The sequence below is a fragment of the Acidobacteriota bacterium genome, from assembly GCA_016196035.1.
In the GTDB taxonomy this organism is placed as follows: domain Bacteria; phylum Acidobacteriota; class Blastocatellia; order RBC074; family RBC074; genus JACPYM01.
Genome location: JACPYM010000079.1, coordinates 22,638 through 40,642, shown reverse-complemented (window position 1 = coordinate 40,642; position 18,005 = coordinate 22,638). Strand labels below are relative to the sequence as shown.

Here is an 18,005-nt window from a genome sequence, read left to right as displayed (position 1 = left end):
CCGGACAGCACAAGCCGTGCGGATGAAGCTGCTGCGCCAACCACAACGTGCAGGCTTCGGCATCTAGGAGATCGTTAAGGGGAAAGTCAATCATTCCCTAAGCTTACCCCTGGCGATGCAAACTGACTACACATGAGCCACAAAAGTATCAACAAAAAATTCCGACTTTTAGCAATTATTTTCAAGCGAAGTTTAACCGAGCTAGCTATTCACTAACTCGGCAACAACAATTCAACCTCAACGACTATTTCGCGCAGTACATAATTCCACCTTTAACACCAGATGTTACTTCACCTTGGTGAATCGCACCGACCGTACCAGCCCGTTGGCCTCTTGAACAGCCACGATCTTCTGTGTTTCCTTTTTGCCTTCGGTTTTCTTGACCTTGAATTCCAGCAATTTTTGCGCGTCTTGCGGACGCTTGGTATATTTGTTGCCGAAGACGCGCTCCAGATCGTCAAGCGTCCAGGTCACCAGCAATTCGACGCCTCCCAGCACGCGGTCGGTTTTGTTGAGGGTCAGGGTCATGCCTAGCGCCGGGCTTAAAAAATTGATCGTGAAATCTTCTGTCATCGCGGTCTCTTTGCCTTTGATCAGCCAGGCCGAACGCGTCAGGTCGGCCAGTTCAGTGTCGCGCATAATGCCGATGCCATCCACGATGCGGTAGAAAAAGGCCAGCGCCTGGGCCGGTTGCGCATACAACGGGTCAAGCTGTGTGCGCCCCAACAAGCCGCGCGCAGCCGTGCTGAGTTGTTCATTGGGCAACGCCTCCTCACGGCGCGGCGGTTCAGCGCCCAATTGCGGTGGCGCTTGCACGGGCGGCGGAGTTTTGGCCAGCGGCCCCAGTTGCGCCAGGGTCTTGGTGACTTCATCGCCGATCATCCCGCGCGCATAATTGACCGGCACGGCGAAATTCAGATTCTGCCCGCCGCGCAACAGATAGGTCACGATGCCGATGACATTGCCATTGCCGTCAAAGACCGCGCCGCCGCTGCTGCCCTGACTGATCGGCGCGGTGATTTGAAAGACGCGCAAGCCTTCCAGCCGCCGCACACCGCTGACCACGCCGGTCGAAAGCGAATTGGTCAGGCCTTCGGGACTGCTGATGACGGTGATGCTCTCGCCGATTTCGGTCTTGTCGGAATCGCCCAGCGCGACCAGGGGCAGTTTGAAGCCTTTGATTTTCAGCAGCGCGAGGTCTTTGGTGTCGTCCACATCCACCAAGTCCTGCGTTTTATAAACATCGCCGTTCGGCAATTTGACGCGCACGGTGTGGGCGCCTTGAATGACATGCAGATTCGTCACGATGGCTCCCTTGGCCGTCACGATGAACCCGCTGCCCTGACCGCTGACGTTGCCGTTAGCATCAAGCGCTTCGATGACAACGACGGCCTGTCCCTGTTCGCGCGCAATGTCGCTGGGCTTTTTGGGGGCCTGGGCCAAGGCGGGCAGACTGAACAACACGAGTAAGGCGATGGATTTTTTGAGCTTGGACATAACTTCAGCAGACAATTTTGGGATGGTGGAATTAGTTTGCGGGGATAAGTGAGAGCGAGTGTGACAGAGTCTTTCACGCTAACTGGGCCAGGTAGTTCCGCTTTCAGCGTTGCCAAAGTTGCGCGACGGGCAAAACGAAGCCCGGCAGCAACGGCTCGCCGCTGATGGTTTCCGGTTCATCGAACCGCTCAACCGGCGTGCCTGGACGATAAACGTAGACCTTGCGTTTGTACGGATCAATCAACCAGCCGAGTTGCGCGCCGTTTTCGATGTATTCCTCCAGTTTGGCTTGCAAAGGTTTCAGGCGGTCGGTACCCGAACGCAACTCGACCACAAAGTCAGGGCAAAGAGGGGCGAACTTTTCGCGTTGTTTTTGACTCAAGGCTTCCCAGCGTTCTTTCTTCACCCAAGACAGATCAGGCGAGCGTTCAGCGCCATTGGGCAGGGTGAAACCTGCTGAGGAATCGAAGTATTCGCCAGTGCCATCCTCAGCAGCCCAAATGCCAAACAGCGTCGTCAACTTTGCGTTGCGGCGGCCCGTGTTGGAACCCGCCGCCATCATAATAATCAAGTCGCCCTCCTTGGATAGCTCCAACCGCCAACGGTCGTTGGCCTGGCAGAAGCGGAAGAAATCATCCCCCCGTAACCGGCGTAGAATTGGCGCGAAATGCAGTACAACCGGATCAGTCTCATCCGGCAAGGCATCATCGTCTATAAGCTCAAGTGCGGCTAAAGCAGGTTGGGCGGACATACGCTTGGTCTCCTTCGGCGCGCAGCATAGCGCAGGCCGCGCAGTACGAACAAGAAAGGCCGCGTGGCGCAACTATTACAGTCTTGCCACGCGGCCCACGCGAAACGAAAGTCATATTTTAGAAAACGAGGCGCAACGCTATCTGGCCCTGCCGCCCGCTGCTGCCATCCAGACGACCGGAGTTGACGTAACTCGACACATTGCGCTCGGTCGAAATCGTGCCCAGCGTATTGCCACTCAGGATCGTGCGTGTCGGCGCCCCAAAGGTCACACGGTTGAAGACATTGTAAAACTCCATGCGCACGATCAGCTTGACGCTTTCGCGCACGCGGAAGGTTTTGAACGCCGTCATATCGGTGTGATTCAGTCCTTGCAGGAAAAACGTATTGCGCCCGATCTGCCCGTCCAAGCCGCCGCCCGGCAGATACAAACGATCCTGTTGTCCAATGGCTGCGGATTGCGCGGGGATGAAGGCCGTACCTGGCAGTTGCAAGGTCGAGATTTGCACGCCCTGCGCATTGCGCCGTCCGTTGTCCACCGAACGGCCCAGCACGCTCAGGTCAGCCACGCGCGGGCGGTCACCGGCCAAGCCGTCGCCGTTGGCGTCGTAACCGAGCGTCACACTGAACGGATTGCCCGATTGCAGCGTCGTCACGCCGGTGATGTTCCAGCCGCCCAAGATGCGCCCGGCGGCGCCATTCTGATGCCGCATAAACGGCAGTTCATACGAATAGCTGGCGACCATCCGATGCGCCGCGTGATAGGCGCTCAGACCGCGCAACGAAGCCGCCGCGCCGCCTTTTTTACTGGCTGGCGCATTGGTGTCCACCACGGTCGAAGTTTGTTCGGAGCCGGTGTCAATCGCTTTGCTGAAGGTGTAAAAAGCATTAAAGCTCAGCCCATTCGACAGCCGTTTGGTCATCTTGACCGTGGCCGCGTGGTAGTAGCTCCAACCGAAGTTGTTCAAGTTGACGAAACGGCCCAGCGTCGCGTCGGGGCGGCGTTCGTTGGTGCGCGGTTGCGCCAATGAGATGTAACCGTGCGGCACGCCGTTTTCGATCACGATGCCTTTTTGCGCCAGCGTCGCGGTCGTGCTGTTGAGCGCGGAAAAGCTGCGCAGCGAACCAACCGCCGTATCCGCCGCATTCGCCGGATTCAGGCAGATCGGATCGGTGATGCCGGTGCAGGCGCGATCAAACACCACCGGTTTGAAATTGCCGCCGCCCACATCCACCAACAGCGAGGGCGAGACAAAGGGGAAAACCGCATCGTTGCCGCTGTCAAACCACGGCGAGCCGATGCCGCGATTGCCGCTGTAGCTAAGTTGCACGGCGTAATTTTTCGGCAGTTGGCGTTCCAGCGTCAGGTTCCATTGCTGAACGTAAGGCATCTGCAAATGCTTGTTGGGAATCAGCAGCGTCGAAGCCAGCCGCCCGCCGATGTCGCGCACCGCGCCGGTATTGTTGGCGCTGGCCGCCGTGAAAGCCGTCGAGGTGATCGCAAAGCCCGGCGTGAAAACAAAGCCGCAGGCCGGGTCGGAAATTTCATTCGGACAGCGCCCGCTGAAAACATCGGCGTAACCGTTGGGCGGTTGCGTGCGGATGCTCAACTGGTTTTGCGAGAAAAGTGATTGGAAAAGCCGCGTGTGGTTGATGCCATAACCACCGCGAATAACGGATTTGCCCGCGCCGCCGGTCAGCTTGTGCAACCAGCCGCTTTCAAAGGCCGGCGAATACGCGAAGCCAAAGCGCGGATCAACGTTGTTGCGGTCGTCTTCAAAACCGTAGCTGAAGCGGTTGTCTTGCTCCTTCGGCGCGCGCACGTACTCATACCGCACGCCCAGGTTGAGCGTCAGGTTGCGTTTGAGCCGGAAGTCGTCCTGCAAATAAAGATTCGTCTCGCCGAAGCGGTTATTGCCAATCGGGTTGCCGTAGCCTTTCTGATAGGTCGTGATGAAACCACGCATGAAGTTCTCGAAGCTGGTGTAGCCGAGCCGCGCCACGATGTTGGCGGTCGAGTCATTCGTGCCGAATGTCCAGAAGCCGCGTGAGCGGTCGCCCGAAACGTCATCCAGCAACTGTTTGCGCTGGTCAACGCCCGCCTTCAACGTGTGGCGCGCGAAGCTGAAGGTGTGGTTAAAGACAAACTGCTGATCGTGCTGGCGGCGATTGATGGGCACGTTGGTCGAAGTGCCGATGATGCCGCCGCACGCGCCCGTGTTGTTGCCCGTGCAAAGATTGGTGTTGAAGCGGATGACCGGAATGTCATTGCCGTCGCTCACATCCTGCAAGGTCGTGCGGTTGCCGAAGCTGTAGCGGAATTCGCTGACCTGGCGCGACGACCAGACGTGCGTTTCGGTCAGGCCCAGATTGTATTGCCGGTCGTTGCGCGCGCCGAAGGTGTCGCCCAGGATGAAGCGCCCGGTGGTGTCGCGCTGGCGGCTGTATTGATAACGCAGCCAAAGGTTGTCGCTGCGGGTGGCGCGAAAATCCAGCCGGCCCGTGTAATCGGAACGCGGCTGCACGGTCGTGATGCCTAGCGTCACGCAGCGCGGCTCGCGCCCGCTGGAAATCAACTGTGCGCAGGCGTTCGGATCGTTTGGCGCAATGCCCTGCAATTCCGGCGTGCGATAGAGACGGATGACCGAGCGCATAAATGCCAAATCGCGTTCGAGATTGGGATGCGTCAGCGGATCAACACAGAACGTGCGCAACGGATCGCCCGGCTTCGGGTTGACTGTCACGCCGTTGACCACGGGACAGGCCTTCGGTTCTTCGCCGGGCAAAAAGATCACGCGCGTGTAGTTGTTGCCGGTCTTATTGAAAAGCTTTTCCGCGCTGATGAAGAAAAAGAGCCGGTCGCGTCCATCATAGGCCGCCGGGCCAAAGAATTTTTGCGGCAGCCAAATCGGGCCGCCAAACGTGCCGCCGTATTGTTGCCGCCGCACCGCCGGTCGCGGCTGCAAAGGCAGGCCCGTCGTCGAAGAGTTGCCCGCCGCATTTCTGAAAAATCCGTTGGCGTTGAAAACGTCGTTCTGGATGAAATCGTAACCGTCGCCATGAAACCTGTTCGTGCCCGACTTGGTTTGCACCAGCACCGCCGCGCCGCCACCGCCGAATTCCGCCGAGAAGGCGTTGGTCAAGACTTGCAGCTCTTTGATCGTGCTGATATTGACGCCCTGCCGATTCTGGTTTTCAGACGAATCGTTGTTGCTCACGCCATCCACCTGAAAGGTCGTGGCGCGTCCGCCCAAGCCGCTAAAGGCCGCGAACGAGCCGCTGGAATTGGTCGGATTATTCTGGCCGCTCGAAGCGTCGCCGCCGAACGAAGAGATTTGGAAACCGGGAATCTGTTCGACCAGCGAAATGAAATTGCGCCCGGCCAGTGGCGTGTCTTCGACGCGCTTCTCATCCAGCGAATGCTTCAATTCACCAGTGGAAGTTTCGATCTGCGGCGTCTCGCCGGTTATCTGCACGGCGTCGCCGATGCTGGAGATTTCCAGTTTGAAATCCGAAACGGTGGTCCTGTTCAATTCGATGAGCACGCCATTCTTGATGATTTTCTTAAAGCCGTTCGCGCCCACCGTCACGTCGTAACTGCCCAGGGGCAAAAAAGGCATGTTGTAAAAGCCCTCGGCGTTGCTGCGGGTAGTGCGTGTGATGCCGGTTTCCAGGCTCTTGGCGACGACTTCCACGCTCGGCACCACCGCGCCCGACGTGTCGGTGACAGTGCCGTTCAACGTCCCAGTCACGGTTTGCGCGCTGGCGCAAAGGGTAAGGGCAACGAGCAGCAGAAAAGTGCTAACAAGGCTCTGCAATCTCATGGCAATTCTCCTGTAATGCATATGCAGTTGGTTGGTTTCTCAGTCAGCTAGCCGATGCGTTCGTGTGCGGTACCGTCGCGCTAAGAGCAACGATCCGTGTGGCTGGTGGTCTACTTCTTCAAGGATTCAGGTGTTGATCAATCCAGTGAGCCAACAAAACGTAAGCGCCACCATTTCGGTGTTTATATTGTAGCCAGCGCCATTGAACTAGCAAGTTGTTTGGAGCCGGGACGGTACCGCGCGCGTGAGCAAGCGGCACGTCAGGCCAGGCACAACGGCACAACCGCGCCAACTCCGCTTGCTCACGCGCGCGGTACCGCCACAGGCCGCGTTTTCTAACCTTATCCAATTAGGCGCAAACCCAGCCGCTACGCTAAACTGCCCGGCATTATGTACAGTCCCCAAATCCTCAAACACCTCGACAATCCGCACAACGTGGGCGAACTGGCCGACGCTTCTGTGCGAGGCATGGCGACCAATCCGGTTTGCGGTGACCTGCTTCATCTGTATTTGAAAATTGAAGACGCGCGCATCGGCGCCAGCGGCTTTCAGGTGCAAGGTTGTCCGCCCTGCATCGCGGCGGCTTCGGTATTGACCGAGATGCTCAACGGAAAAACGCTGGCTGAAGCTCGGCAATTGAACGCTAAAGATGTCAGCGCGGCGCTGGGCGGCTTGCCGCGCAACAAAGAACATTGCGCCGTGCTGGCAATGGATGCGTTGCGGGCGGCGCTCGCTGAAATGGATTGAGCATGGTATAACCGCAACCGTTGGCGATGTTCCGTCACTGACTACCCCATCGAAATCGTAGCAAACACCATGGAAATATCGAGCGCCGAGGCGATTGCCTACATTGCGCCTGAACAAGTCGCTTACCGCCTGACGCAAGCCTTTGGCCCCGAACGCGCCCAACATGCCATCGGCAGTCATTACCGCGTCAGCGACGAAGACGCCCGCGTCATCGCCTATCCGCAGAGCATCGAGGAGTTGAGCGAGATGCTGAAATTCGCTACTGCCGAAGGCTGGCGCATTGTCCCGGCGGGCGCGGGCACCTGGCTGGAAATGGGCAACCACATCGCGCAGTTTCATCTGATCGTTTCAACCGCGCGGATGAATCACGTGCTGGAATACGAACCCGCCGATTTGACCTGCACCGTTGAGGCGGGCGTGGCCTTGCGCGCCTTTAACGAACAAGCCGCTGAGCACAATCAATTCATCCCGCTCGATCCGTTTGGCGATGCGCGCGGCACCTTGGGTGCGACGGTGGCGACGGCCAGCGCCGGGCCTTTGCGTTGTCATTACGGCACGCCGCGCGATTGGCTGATCGGCGCGCGCGTTGCGCACGTGGACGGCACGATTACCAAAGCGGGCGGCAAGGTCGTCAAAAACGTCGCGGGCTACGATCTGTGCAAACTGTATGCGGGTAGTTACGGCACGCTGGCGGTGCTGGCCGAGCTGAGTTTCAAAATGCGCGCGCTACCCGTCAGCGAACGCACGCTGGTTTTTTATGCCAACGCGGCTGAACCGCTATGCGCGTTATCGGCGCGGGTCATGGATTCGGATTTGCAGCCGGCGGCGTGGGAACTGCTCTCGCCACAGGCCGATTTGCCGGTTGACGAAGAGAAATATGCGCTCGTGCTGCGCTTTTGGAACGAAGAAGCCGAGACCGCCGACTGGCAGATCAATGAAGCCAAACGGCTCGGCGGTGAATTGCCGCATACCGTTTTGAGCGAGGCGGACAGCGCTGAATTCTGGCGCGCTTATCACGCGAGCGAGACAACGAAAGATTGGACATTCAGTTTGCGTGCGACCGCCCTGCCTTCAGACGTAGGCGCAACGTTGGCCGATGTGCAACGGCTGATGCCGGCGGCGGTGCTGCGCGCGCACGCCGCCAATGGTGTGGTGCGCATTCTCGGCGGCGAAGACATGCTGGATGAGTTGCGTTCGCGCTTCCGCTACAAACTGCTCGTCGAATTGCGCGAGGCCATGCAGACGCGCGGCGGGCAAATGCTGATCGTGCGCGCGCCCTTTGAATTGAAAAACCAGTTGGACGTGTGGGGCGAGGTGGGCGCCAATGCCGCGCTGTTGCGTGGCATCAAGGAACAATACGACCCGCAACACCGGTTGAATTATGGGCGTTTCGTTGCCGGGATTTAACCTGGGTACGCACCGCTTCCAGCGTGCGGACGTGGCAGCGGACGGAATCAGGCCGAAGAGTTGCCTTTCAGCATTCGTCAGTCCGCTGCCACGTCCGCACGCTGGAAGCGGTGCGTACCTAGGAACAACACTATGACCATCAAACTACAAACCGCGCTCAACACTGAGATGGATAAGATTCTGGGCTGCATTCACTGCGGTTTGTGTCTGCCCGCCTGTCCGACCTATCAGCAATTGGGCAATGAAAACGACAGCCCGCGCGGGCGCATTTACCTGATGCGCGCCGTGGCGGAAGGGCGCTTGCCGTTGGAATCGGCCAGTTTCAACAAACACATTGATCTGTGCCTGGGTTGCCGCGCTTGCGAGACAGCTTGTCCGGCGGGCGTCAATTACGGCTTTTTGCTCGAAGCGGCGCGCGAAGATTTGCTGCACACCGAAAGCGCAGACGCGCGCGGGACGTTGCAGAAAACCATGCTCAAGCTGACGCTGCGCCACGTCTTCCCGTATCCCTGGCGCTTGCGTGTGGCCTTTTTCTTTATGCGGCTAGCGCGCGGTTTCTTTTTGACGAAATGGCTGCTGCGTTCGGGCTTGTTAAGAACCCTTGCGCCGTCGGCGGATTTCGCGGCTTCCCTGCTCGACTCGACAACGCCACACGCGAGACGACGCGGCGCGAAAACGAAATTTGAAGTAGATGACACAAGGCCCGTGACAGTCTTTACGGGCTGCGTGATGCAGGGGTTATTCAAATCTACGAATGAGGCAACCGCGCGCGTCTTGGCCGTGAATGGCAGCGCGAATACGCGCGTGAAGGCGCAGGTTTGCTGCGGCGCTTTGCACGCGCACGCGGGCGACATCGAGACGGCGCGTGAGTTGGCACGCCGCAACATTGACGCCTTTGAACGCAGCGCCCCCAACACCACGATTATCATCAATGCCGCTGGTTGCGGCGCGTTGTTGAAAGAGTACGGCGAGTTGCTCAAACACGATGCGCTCTATGCCGAACGCGCCCGGACGTTCAGCGCGCGGGTCAAAGATGTCACTGAGTTCCTGGCGGCGTTGATTGATGCAGGTGGATTCAAAACCGGCGCGCCGCTCGACCAGCGTGTGACTTACGATGCGCCCTGCCATCTGTACCACGCTCAGCGCGTGCTGACCGCGCCGCAAAAATTGCTGGCCGCGATTCCGGGGCTAGAATACAAACAACTCGAAGGCTTTCAGGATTGCTGCGGCGGCGCGGGCATTTACAATTTGAGCGAGCCGGAGATGTCGAACCGGCTGCTGTCTGACAAAATCAACAAAGTGAAAGCGACCGGCGCCGAGGTGCTGGTGACGGCCAATCCCGGCTGCCACATGCAATTGAGCGCGGGCGCGCGTTTGTTTGAGGCCGAGTGCCGCATCGCGCATTTGGTCGAACTGCTCGATGAATCGTACCAACGCGCGGGCTTTTACGAAGCAATGAAGTAATTGAACTGACGACCGCGCCTTCCCCACAAAAGAAAGTTCAGACCTTACCCAGACTTGGTAAATCACCCCGCTCGTTGCTGCCCCCAACGGTCGCCACACTCATCTGAGCCACGACTCGGAGTCGAATCGCTATGGCACATCTGCTCATCGGCTCGCGCGCCGCCAAGCTGGCGCTGAGCCAAGCCAATTGGGTCAAGACCCAGTTGGAAAAATTGCATCCCGGCTTGCTGGTCGGCCTGGAAATTATCGAACTGGCGGAGGCCGAGGCTACGCCCCAAGACGCCTTTCAAAGCGCCGCGGAAGAAGCGCTGCAAACGCGCCGCGTGGATGGCGTCTTGCACAGCCTGCGCGAACTGCCGTTGGACTTGCCGCTCGAATTTCACCTGGCCGCCATCACCGAACGCGCGGAGCCACGCGAGGCGCTGGTCGTGCGCGACGATTGGCACGCGCAGGTCAAACGCCTTTTCGATCTGCCCGACGGCGCGCGCATCGGCGTCAACACCTTTGTGCGGCGCGCGCAATTGCAAGCCTTGCTGTACGGCTGGCAAATTGTTGATCTCTATGCGCCACTCGAAACCCGGCTGAAGCAATTGGACTTGGGTGAAGTGGACGCGCTGGTCGTGGCGGCGGCGGCGTTATTGCATCTGGGCGAACGCGGGCGCATCGCGGCCTTGCTGGAACCCAATGAAGTCTTGCCCGCCGCCGGGCAGGGCGCCTTCGCTTTGCAAACACGCCTCGAAGACCAACGCACTAACCTGTTGCTGGAAGCCCTCAATCATTGGCCGACGCGTTATGCCACGGCGGCGGAACGCGCCGTCTTGCGCAATTTGCTGCCTCAACCATTCAATGAACGCCGCGCTCCGGCGGCAGCCTTGGCGCGGGTGGAAGAAAGTGCTGACGGGCCGCAATTGATCGTCACCGCCACGGTGGCCGATGCCGACGGCAGCCGGTTGGTGCGCAGCGAAGGCCGTGGCCCGCTGCGCCAAGGTGAATTAATCGGCAGCGCGCTGGCGCATGATCTGTTAAACAACGGCGCGCGCGAATTGCTGCAAGCTTCGCCAATGAACCTCTATGCGGCGGTCGAGGAACTGTTCCCCGTCTTGCAGGAATCCGCTGTCGCCCTGGCGGCCTCCGCGCCGCTGATGGAAACGCGTGGCGCAGAGGTAGCGCAGGCGGAAGAACAAACGGCAGCGGTTTCTGCGTTTGTGAGCGAAGCCGCCCACGAGTTCGACCTGGTCGCGACCAAAGCGCGCAAAGCGCGTGAGCAAGCGCCCTTGAAGGAGCGCCGCATTTTGATTGCGCGCGCCACACGCGCCAACGCGGAACTGGTCAACGGACTGGAAGAATTGGGTGCCGAAGTGGTCGTCTGCCCGACCGTGCGCACCAGCGAGCCGACCGGTTGGGAAAGCCTGGATAAAGCGCTCCTGCATTTGAGCTGGTACGACTGGGTGACGTTTGTGAGCGCCGCCAGCGTGACCTATTTCTTCAAACGCTTTCTCGCGCTTGGCCATCATCTGAGCGAAATCGAAGCCCGCCGCATTTCCGCCGTCGGGGCGCGCACGGCAGAAGCGTTGCGCGCGGAAGGCGTCCAACCCGATCTCGTGCTCGAACGATTCACGGCGGAATGTTTGGCCGAAGCGGTGCGCAAACGCTATGGCGTGCGCGAACGGTTGCGCGGCACGTCAATGTTACTGCTCGCCTCACAAACATCGCACAAAGACTTGCGTTCCGCCCTGGACAAATTCGGCGTCTATGTCGAAGTGGGCGAAGCCTACCGCACCTCATTGCCCGAAACCGGCAGCGCTGAAATCGCGGCGGAGTTGCGCGCCGCACACTTCCATTACGTGCTGTTCAACGGCGAATCGAGCGTCGAGAATCTGGCCACGGTGCTCGAACCCAGCCCCCTGCCCGTCTTTCTGGGCGCGGCCCGCGTGCTGTGCACGAATGACGGCGCGCGCGAGGCGGCGCAAGCTCACAGCTTGCAGGTGCATTTGCAACCGAATGAGGTGAATGTGGCGGCGTTGGTGCGCGCGTTGCAGGAGGATTGTTTGCAGCAGGAATTTGCGTGGGGTTAGTGGCTTGAACTTTCGCAAGAAACCTGGGCACGCACCGCTTCCAGCGTGCAGTTCCGGCGAGAGACGCAATGCGAGTCAATCAGCGAATCGCCGAGTCTGCACGCTGGAAGCGGTGCGTACCCAGGTTTACCAGCTTGCTGAATTACTCATAGCTTCATTCATTTCCCCGCCGCCGTCTGATTCCCTTTCGGCCAAGTCCGGCTCACCTTTTCCACTTCGCCAAACACGCGCAAGACGTTCTCGCCCAGCACTTTTTTGATGTCCCGTTCGCTGTACCCCAGCCTGAGCAATTCGTATGTGATGTGTGGCAGCTTCGACACTTCTTCCATCCCGACCGGCACTTTATCAATGCCGTCAAAATCGGAGCCGATGCCGACGTGGTCAATGCCGGCGGTTTTGATGATATGGTCGAAATGCTTCATCAACGTTGCCAGCGTCGCGGGCGGCAACGGATGCGCGGCTTCGATCTTGGCGAGTTCTTCCTGCTGTTTGGCCCAGTCTTTGGCGTATTTGGTTTCGACCTCGGCGATCATGGCTTTGACCAGCGGGTCGCGGTTACGGTCGGCGTCGAGCAGCGCCTGATCTATAAATAGCGGATAGAAGTTGACCATCACCACACCGCCATTTTTGGCGACGGCGCGCAACATGTCATCGGTCATATTGCGCGGATGATTGTTGAGCGCGCGCGCCGAGGAATGCGAGGCGATGATCGGCGCTTTGGTCGTTTCGATCACGTCAAAAAACGTGGCATCCGAGACGTGCGAGATGTCTACCATCATGCCCAGCCGGTTCATTTCCAGCACAACCTTGCGGCCCAGTTCGTTCAGGCCATCCCACTTCGCCACATCCGCCGACGAATCGGCCCAGCCGTTGGTGTTCGTGTGCGTCAAGGTCATGTAGCGCGCGCCGAGCAGATAGAACTGGCGCAGCAAGCGCAAGCTGTCTTCAATCGCGTGGCCGCCTTCGATACCGATGAGCGCGGCGATCTTGCCCTGGCGTTTGGCGGCGCGGATGTCTGCCGCAGAAGTGGCGAAGACAAAATCATTCGGGTAACGCTCGACGATGTCGTGGCGGATGGCGTCCATCATCTCAAGGGCGCGAAAGGCCGAGCGATTTTCGGGCACGAAGGATTTGCTGACATACGAGACGAAAAATTGCGCGCTCAGGCCGCCTTCTTTGATGCGTTTGAGGTTCAGATGGCTTTTGGCCTGCGGGTCGCCGATGTCCAGCCCGGCATCCAAAATCAGCGAAGGCGTATCAGCGTGCGTGTCCACCACGATGGCCGCGCGGTGAATCTTCAACGCCTTTTGCCAAAGCGGATCGCTGGGGGTTTGCGCCTTTGCACTCGAAAAAACAGCCGTCATAAACACACCAAACAGCAGCGCACAAACAGTCGAACGCGACATGATTTCTCCCTCAGGTATTTGGTTATTTCACCAACCGGATGATGTACGGGTAGCGATAGTAATTGCCTTCGTAAGCTTTGACGCCCGCCACGATGCCCAGCACCAACCCCGCCAGTCCGAGCAAGCCCAACGTCAGCGGCATCAGAAAGGCGCCGATGATGATAAAAATCAGAATGAAGCTGACCACGAAACAGATGACGGCCCAGACGCTCAGGTTAATCTGGAAGTTGATCGCCTCTTTGCCGTGTTCGTTGATAAAGGCGGATTGATCTTTCTTCAACATCCAAATCACCAGCGGCACGACCAGATTGCCGGGCGGCACAAAAATGCCGAGCAGTCCGCCGATATGGCAAAGCATCGCTAGGGTGCGTTCCTGTTGCGTTGGGGTGTACACGATCTGCCTCCTTGGGGATGGTTGTGGTTTGAAGAAAATTGCCGTGCGCCAATGCGCCTCAGTATCTTGAAAGGCCGTGAATTTGTAAACCGGCGGAAAAATTTCCGACCAAGGCGCAGGAGCTGGCCTCCTAGCAATACGCAACAACGTCGTCCGGCGTTGGCGCGCTATGAGCAACATTTTTTGAGGAGTGGGTGGTGGCTCAAAGAGGAGAGGTCTTGCCGCGGATGAACGCTGGAAAACGCGGATCAGTCCTGTTAGCCAATTGAATTGATCTGCGTCGGTCGGCGTTGATCTGCGGCGTGACTCTCTCCCCATTGACCCACTACCGAGGAGTGAAAGCAATGAACCGAAATTTATTTAGCGCTGCCTGCCTGTCTGTCGGGCTAACCACCGCGCTGGCTGGCGCGCTGGCTGGCGCGCTGGCTGGCTCAACCGCCGCACAAGATCCCCAACAAACACCGCCGCAAAATACGGCGACCGCCGCCCCGGCCAAACATCAAGGGCGTATGAATGCCAAGAAGCTGCAACAGATGGATGCTAACAGCGATGGCAAGGTTACGCGCGAGGAATGGAAGGGACGCCCGCAAGGCTTTGACCGGCTGGATGCCAACGGCGATGGCGTGATCACGCGCGAAGAAGCGGCCAACCAGGCGCAGGCCTTCAACGGCAAACTGCGGCAGATGGATACCAACGGCGATGGCAAAATCGGGCGCGATGAATGGAAAGGCAACCCGAAAGGCTTCGCCAGATTGGATCGCGATGGCGACGGCTTCGTTACCGTTGAAGAGTTGCGGGCGGCACATAACGGCCGGGGCAAGACGACGCCCGCGACAACGCCCATCAAACCTACGCCCTAACGATGCGCGCGGCGTCCCGTGTGGCACTGCACGCAACGCCGCATCAACCTACGCACGGCAGTTCGCCCTCTGACTTAGTCGCTGAGGTCATTCGGTCAAAGGCTGCCGTGCACTGAACGCGCCGTCCGCTGTGTTTTCGACACGGTGAACGGCGCGTTGCGCTTGCCTTGTTTGCAGCACTCGGCTGAAGATACTGCCCGCCAACAACATCATCATCAATTTGGAGGAGGCAACGATGCCAGAGCAGTGCCCTGCACGAGAAGCCGCGTGGAATTTGTTATGTGAGTGGACGCTGAGCGAGAGTTTGCGCAAACACGCGCGCGCCGTCGAGTACGCCATGCGCAGCTATGCCCGCAAGTATGGCGCGGACGAAGACACCTGGGGCGTGGTCGGGTTGCTGCACGACTTCGATTACGAACGCTACCCCGATGAACGCCACCCCATGCTCGGTTCCGAAGAGCTACTCGCCCAGGGCTATCCCGAAACGGTGCGGCGCGCCATCCTCTCGCACGCCGATTATTCAGGCGTGCAGCGTGAGAGTTTGCTGGAACACGCGCTGTTCGCCTGTGATGAATTGTGCGGCTTTCTGACGGCGTGCGCCTTGGTGCGGCCCGACAAGAGTTTCGATTCGTTGGAAGTCGCATCCGTGAAAAAACGCATGAAAGACAAAGCCTTTGCCCGCACGGTCAAACGCGAAGATTTATGGGGCGGCGCGGCAGAGTTGGGGCTGAGCTTTGACGAACACTGCGCCTTTGTAATCGCGGCCTTACGTGAGATTCAGGAAGAATTAGGATTGCAGCGCAGCGTGCCGAGCTAGCCGCGCTAAGTTCACCTGTGCTGTAACGGCGCAAACAACGGCGACCCGTCCCCTCTATATGAATCAGGGCGAATGCTAGCGCAGCATCCGCCCTGACCCTCTTTTGTTACCAGCCCGGCCAATCCCCATTGAACCGAACCGATAACGCCAGCGTCCAGTCACAACCTTCTCGTCCCTTAGACGGTTGTGTGGACGCCGGAGGGCTGCCGCCCGTGTCGTCGTTGCGTCCCTGGTAGTGCGCCCCTACCACAACGGCGCCAGCCTGGCGAACAGCCGCTCCAGCTCTACCAACCGGGTAGCAGGGAGCGTGGAGATCCTGCATCAAGCACTCCCCACAAGCGCTTGATGTTGGTGGTTCCACTGCCTGCTACCGCGGTCAGTACTCGAAAAAATTGTTGCGCAAACTACCGCATGCCAAGCGCTCCGGCAGTTCTAGATCGGTTTTCACTTCGGTGTATGGCAAAAAGCCGCGCAGCGGGACAGTACCGCGCGCGTGAGCAAGCGGCGCTTCGGCGTTGCGTGAATCAGCCGTGCTTGACGCGCCGCTTGCTCACGCGCGCGGTACTGTCCCGGCGCGGCGCGCCTACCGTACACGCAGATGAAAACCGATCTAAGCAAAGGGCGCGGCAGAATAAGAGAAAGCAATGTGCTCGCTGGCGGGGCGTTGAGTCACCAATGCCAACTTCGGTCTACTGAATTCACTCGCCTCGAATCCAGGAGTCACAGACCGATGCCGTACTAACAATGGGAAAACCCAAAAAACGTTTCAATTTTTCTTGCTGTAAATTTTTCGGTCACAGCGGTTCAGAGTTCACGCTTCAGCATGTGAGTGGCGGCCGGCAGGCACGCTGAAGCGCGAACTCTGAACGTTGGTTTTCTTTTCAGTCCCGCATTATTTACAGAAAGAGATTTTTTTCATGGTTTCTCTTTGAATGACAACGCCGGACTCAGTTCACTGCGGGCTTATTGAGGCGAAACCGGTAAACAACTTCGTGCGCGCCGGGTTGCGTCAACCGCAATTGATAAACTTCTTCTGCCAGCAATCCAACCGGCACTTCGCAGATCGCCAGCGGGATGCCGCGAGAGACTTGCGTCCGCACCCGTGCTTGCTGCCACACAACAGTGCCGCTGGCGGTTTGCAACAGCGCCTGCGGCGGCAGCTTTTTGGGAGAGTCCAATTCCAATTGCAACCGGAGCGTTTTAGCCTGAGATGGCACGACCAACTCCGGCGCGTCTTGCTCGCCGCGCGTCACTGCCGCCGATAAGAGAAAATTGGCGACCGTGGTTCCCCGCGCCGCATGTTGCGGTGAGAGGGGAATTGTTACCGGCGCGGCTTTTGGTTTCGCTGCGGGCGGCTGTGCCTGTGACGCGTACAAGGGCGCACTTGGCGAAACGGACGGGAGCGCAGGCACGCCGTTTTGTGTCAATTCCGTCGCGCGTTGCGCGCGCCAACGCACAGCTTTCAATCCAATCCCACCGCTTAACAGCAAGACGACCAGCGCGGCCAACGCCAATGTCCGCCGCGACACACTGAGCCAGGTTTTACCGGAAGCCGGTGGCTGTGCTTTCTTCGGAATGAAGGTAAGCGGCGGCGTAGAGGATGAAGGGTCATCCAAATCAGCTTGCACAACCAAGGCTTGTTGCAAGCTATGCGCAAAGGCCGCTTTGCCACGCAACGCGGGCAAACACTGTAACCGCGCGCTGAGCTGCTGTTCTTCACGTTGCGCCAATTCGCCCCGCACCCAGGCATCCAGCAAGTCATCACGGGAGGCCAGCAAGTCATCCAACCACAGCGGCTCGTCAAAAAGGCGTGCTTCGACCGTTTCCACCTCGGCTTCGCTCAAGCCGCCAAGCAAATAGCCTTTCAACAATTCTTTGTTTACGCTTTCCTCTTTCATAGCAACCAAGTACCACCGCGCCATTTTCCGCACGAATCGCTGCCACCCCATGCTTTACCTGACACGCGTTCAAGCGTGCTTAGAAATGAGCAAAGGCGAAAAACATTGCAACACAATTTCGGTTATTTCTCTTTTTTGGAGCGCTGCAAACAGCGCCGGACGCGCGTCTCCAATTTCTCGCGCAAGCGGCAGGCGCGCACGCGCAAGGTCGTGACCGGGATGCCCAGCCGGAGGGCCAGCGCCTGCCGATTTCTGATTTTGTCGCCGCCGCTGCCTTCGTAATAACTGACGATCAAGGCGCGCTCCGTCTCTTCAAGCTGTTGCAGACAACTTTGCAGGCATTGCAACCGTTGCAGGCGGATCTGCTCTGCTTCGGACGCTTCCAAAAGCTCCAGCGGATTGCGCGCTTGCGCAAAGGCAGGCAGGACTTGCGCAGCAAGCTCGACTTCGGTAACCGGGCTGGCTAGCCGTTCGCGCCAAACGTTGCGCGCCACGGCGTAAAAGTAATTGCGCGGATGGGCGGTAAAGATTTCGCGGCCCTCGTCTAAGCGGCGCGCGACGCGGTCAATGACCTCATCGGCTTCATCCGCTGGTTGGAGGGCGCCGCGAAATTCGAAAAACGTCATTAAGGCTCGACGCAACTGCTCGTACTCTTCGGCGGCTGATTCGCGGTCAGCCGCCAAGGTCGCAAGCAGTTTGTCGAATTGCTCCGGCGTCAGGTCACGGGGTTTGCGCGACCTCACGACTGAAGTGGTGGTGTTCATGGGTGATCTTCAAGTCTTGCATAAAGGAACGACCTACGGCGCATTGTCGTCGCGTGGTTTTTTGTTTTTTTGTGGCAGTGCCTGGGCATCGAACGGGACAGT

13 protein-coding genes are annotated in these 18,005 nt (G+C 58.7%); 6 read left to right on the top strand and 7 right to left on the bottom strand.

The genetic code is table 11. The features are described from left to right. Positions 1–285 precede the first annotated feature (285 nt). The 3 genes from HY011_23480 to HY011_23470 all read right to left on the bottom strand — a co-directional run bounded on the left by HY011_23480 (position 286) and on the right by HY011_23470 (position 6,071). A complete protein-coding gene (locus HY011_23480; protein ID MBI3425902.1) occupies positions 286–1,497 on the bottom strand; it encodes a trypsin-like peptidase domain-containing protein in 1,212 nt (403 codons plus the stop codon). Between the two features lie 103 nt (positions 1,498–1,600). After that, positions 1,601–2,248, bottom strand: a complete 648-nt coding sequence (locus HY011_23475; protein MBI3425901.1) for a Uma2 family endonuclease — start codon at positions 2,246–2,248, stop codon at positions 1,601–1,603. Between the two features lie 118 nt (positions 2,249–2,366). Continuing rightward, on the bottom strand, positions 2,367–6,071 hold the full coding sequence (locus tag HY011_23470; protein ID MBI3425900.1) for a TonB-dependent receptor: 3,705 nt from the start codon (positions 6,069–6,071) through the stop codon (positions 2,367–2,369). A gap of 390 nt (positions 6,072–6,461) precedes the next feature. Between HY011_23470 and HY011_23465 the strand changes: the two genes are divergently transcribed. The 4 genes from HY011_23465 (at position 6,462) to HY011_23450 (ending at position 11,764) form a co-directional block, all read left to right on the top strand. Next, positions 6,462–6,818 carry an iron-sulfur cluster assembly scaffold protein gene (locus tag HY011_23465; protein ID MBI3425899.1) on the top strand — a complete coding sequence of 119 codons (357 nt, stop codon included), beginning with the start codon at positions 6,462–6,464 and terminating at the stop codon, positions 6,816–6,818. Between the two features lie 69 nt (positions 6,819–6,887). Beyond that, positions 6,888–8,225, top strand: coding sequence for an FAD-binding oxidoreductase (locus HY011_23460; protein MBI3425898.1), 1,338 nt, complete (start codon positions 6,888–6,890; stop codon positions 8,223–8,225). A 132-nt stretch (positions 8,226–8,357) separates the two neighbouring features. Beyond that, the gene (locus HY011_23455; GenBank protein MBI3425897.1) at positions 8,358–9,689 is read left to right on the top strand and encodes a 4Fe-4S dicluster domain-containing protein; all 1,332 of its coding nucleotides are present in this window, start codon (positions 8,358–8,360) and stop codon (positions 9,687–9,689) included. 131 nt (positions 9,690–9,820) lie between these two features. Then, a complete protein-coding gene (locus tag HY011_23450; protein ID MBI3425896.1) occupies positions 9,821–11,764 on the top strand; it encodes a uroporphyrinogen-III synthase in 1,944 nt (647 codons plus the stop codon). A 158-nt stretch (positions 11,765–11,922) separates the two neighbouring features. Here the strand turns inward: HY011_23450 and HY011_23445 are convergent, their stop codons facing one another. Continuing rightward, entirely contained in the window at positions 11,923–13,170 is a 1,248-nt protein-coding gene (locus tag HY011_23445; GenBank protein ID MBI3425895.1) for a membrane dipeptidase, read from the bottom strand. 22 nt (positions 13,171–13,192) lie between these two features. Then, complete coding sequence (locus tag HY011_23440; protein ID MBI3425894.1) at positions 13,193–13,528, bottom strand: DUF4870 domain-containing protein; 336 nt, start codon at positions 13,526–13,528, stop codon at positions 13,193–13,195. A gap of 380 nt (positions 13,529–13,908) precedes the next feature. Here HY011_23440 and HY011_23435 point away from each other — a divergent pair, with 380 nt between their 5' ends. Both HY011_23435 and HY011_23430 read left to right on the top strand, forming a co-directional pair. Further along, positions 13,909–14,424 (top strand): hypothetical protein, encoded by a 516-nt coding sequence (locus HY011_23435; GenBank protein MBI3425893.1) that lies wholly within the window; start codon positions 13,909–13,911, stop codon positions 14,422–14,424. A 235-nt stretch (positions 14,425–14,659) separates the two neighbouring features. Then, the gene (locus HY011_23430; GenBank protein MBI3425892.1) at positions 14,660–15,241 is read left to right on the top strand and encodes an HDIG domain-containing protein; all 582 of its coding nucleotides are present in this window, start codon (positions 14,660–14,662) and stop codon (positions 15,239–15,241) included. A 947-nt stretch (positions 15,242–16,188) separates the two neighbouring features. On the opposite strand, the gene HY011_23425 is transcribed toward HY011_23430, so the two are convergent. After that, complete coding sequence (locus HY011_23425; GenBank protein ID MBI3425891.1) at positions 16,189–17,139, bottom strand: hypothetical protein; 951 nt, start codon at positions 17,137–17,139, stop codon at positions 16,189–16,191. Positions 17,140–17,261: 122 nt separating this feature from the next. After that, a complete protein-coding gene (locus tag HY011_23420) occupies positions 17,262–17,903 on the bottom strand; it encodes a sigma-70 family RNA polymerase sigma factor (protein ID MBI3425890.1) in 642 nt (213 codons plus the stop codon). Positions 17,904–18,005: the final 102 nt, after the last annotated feature.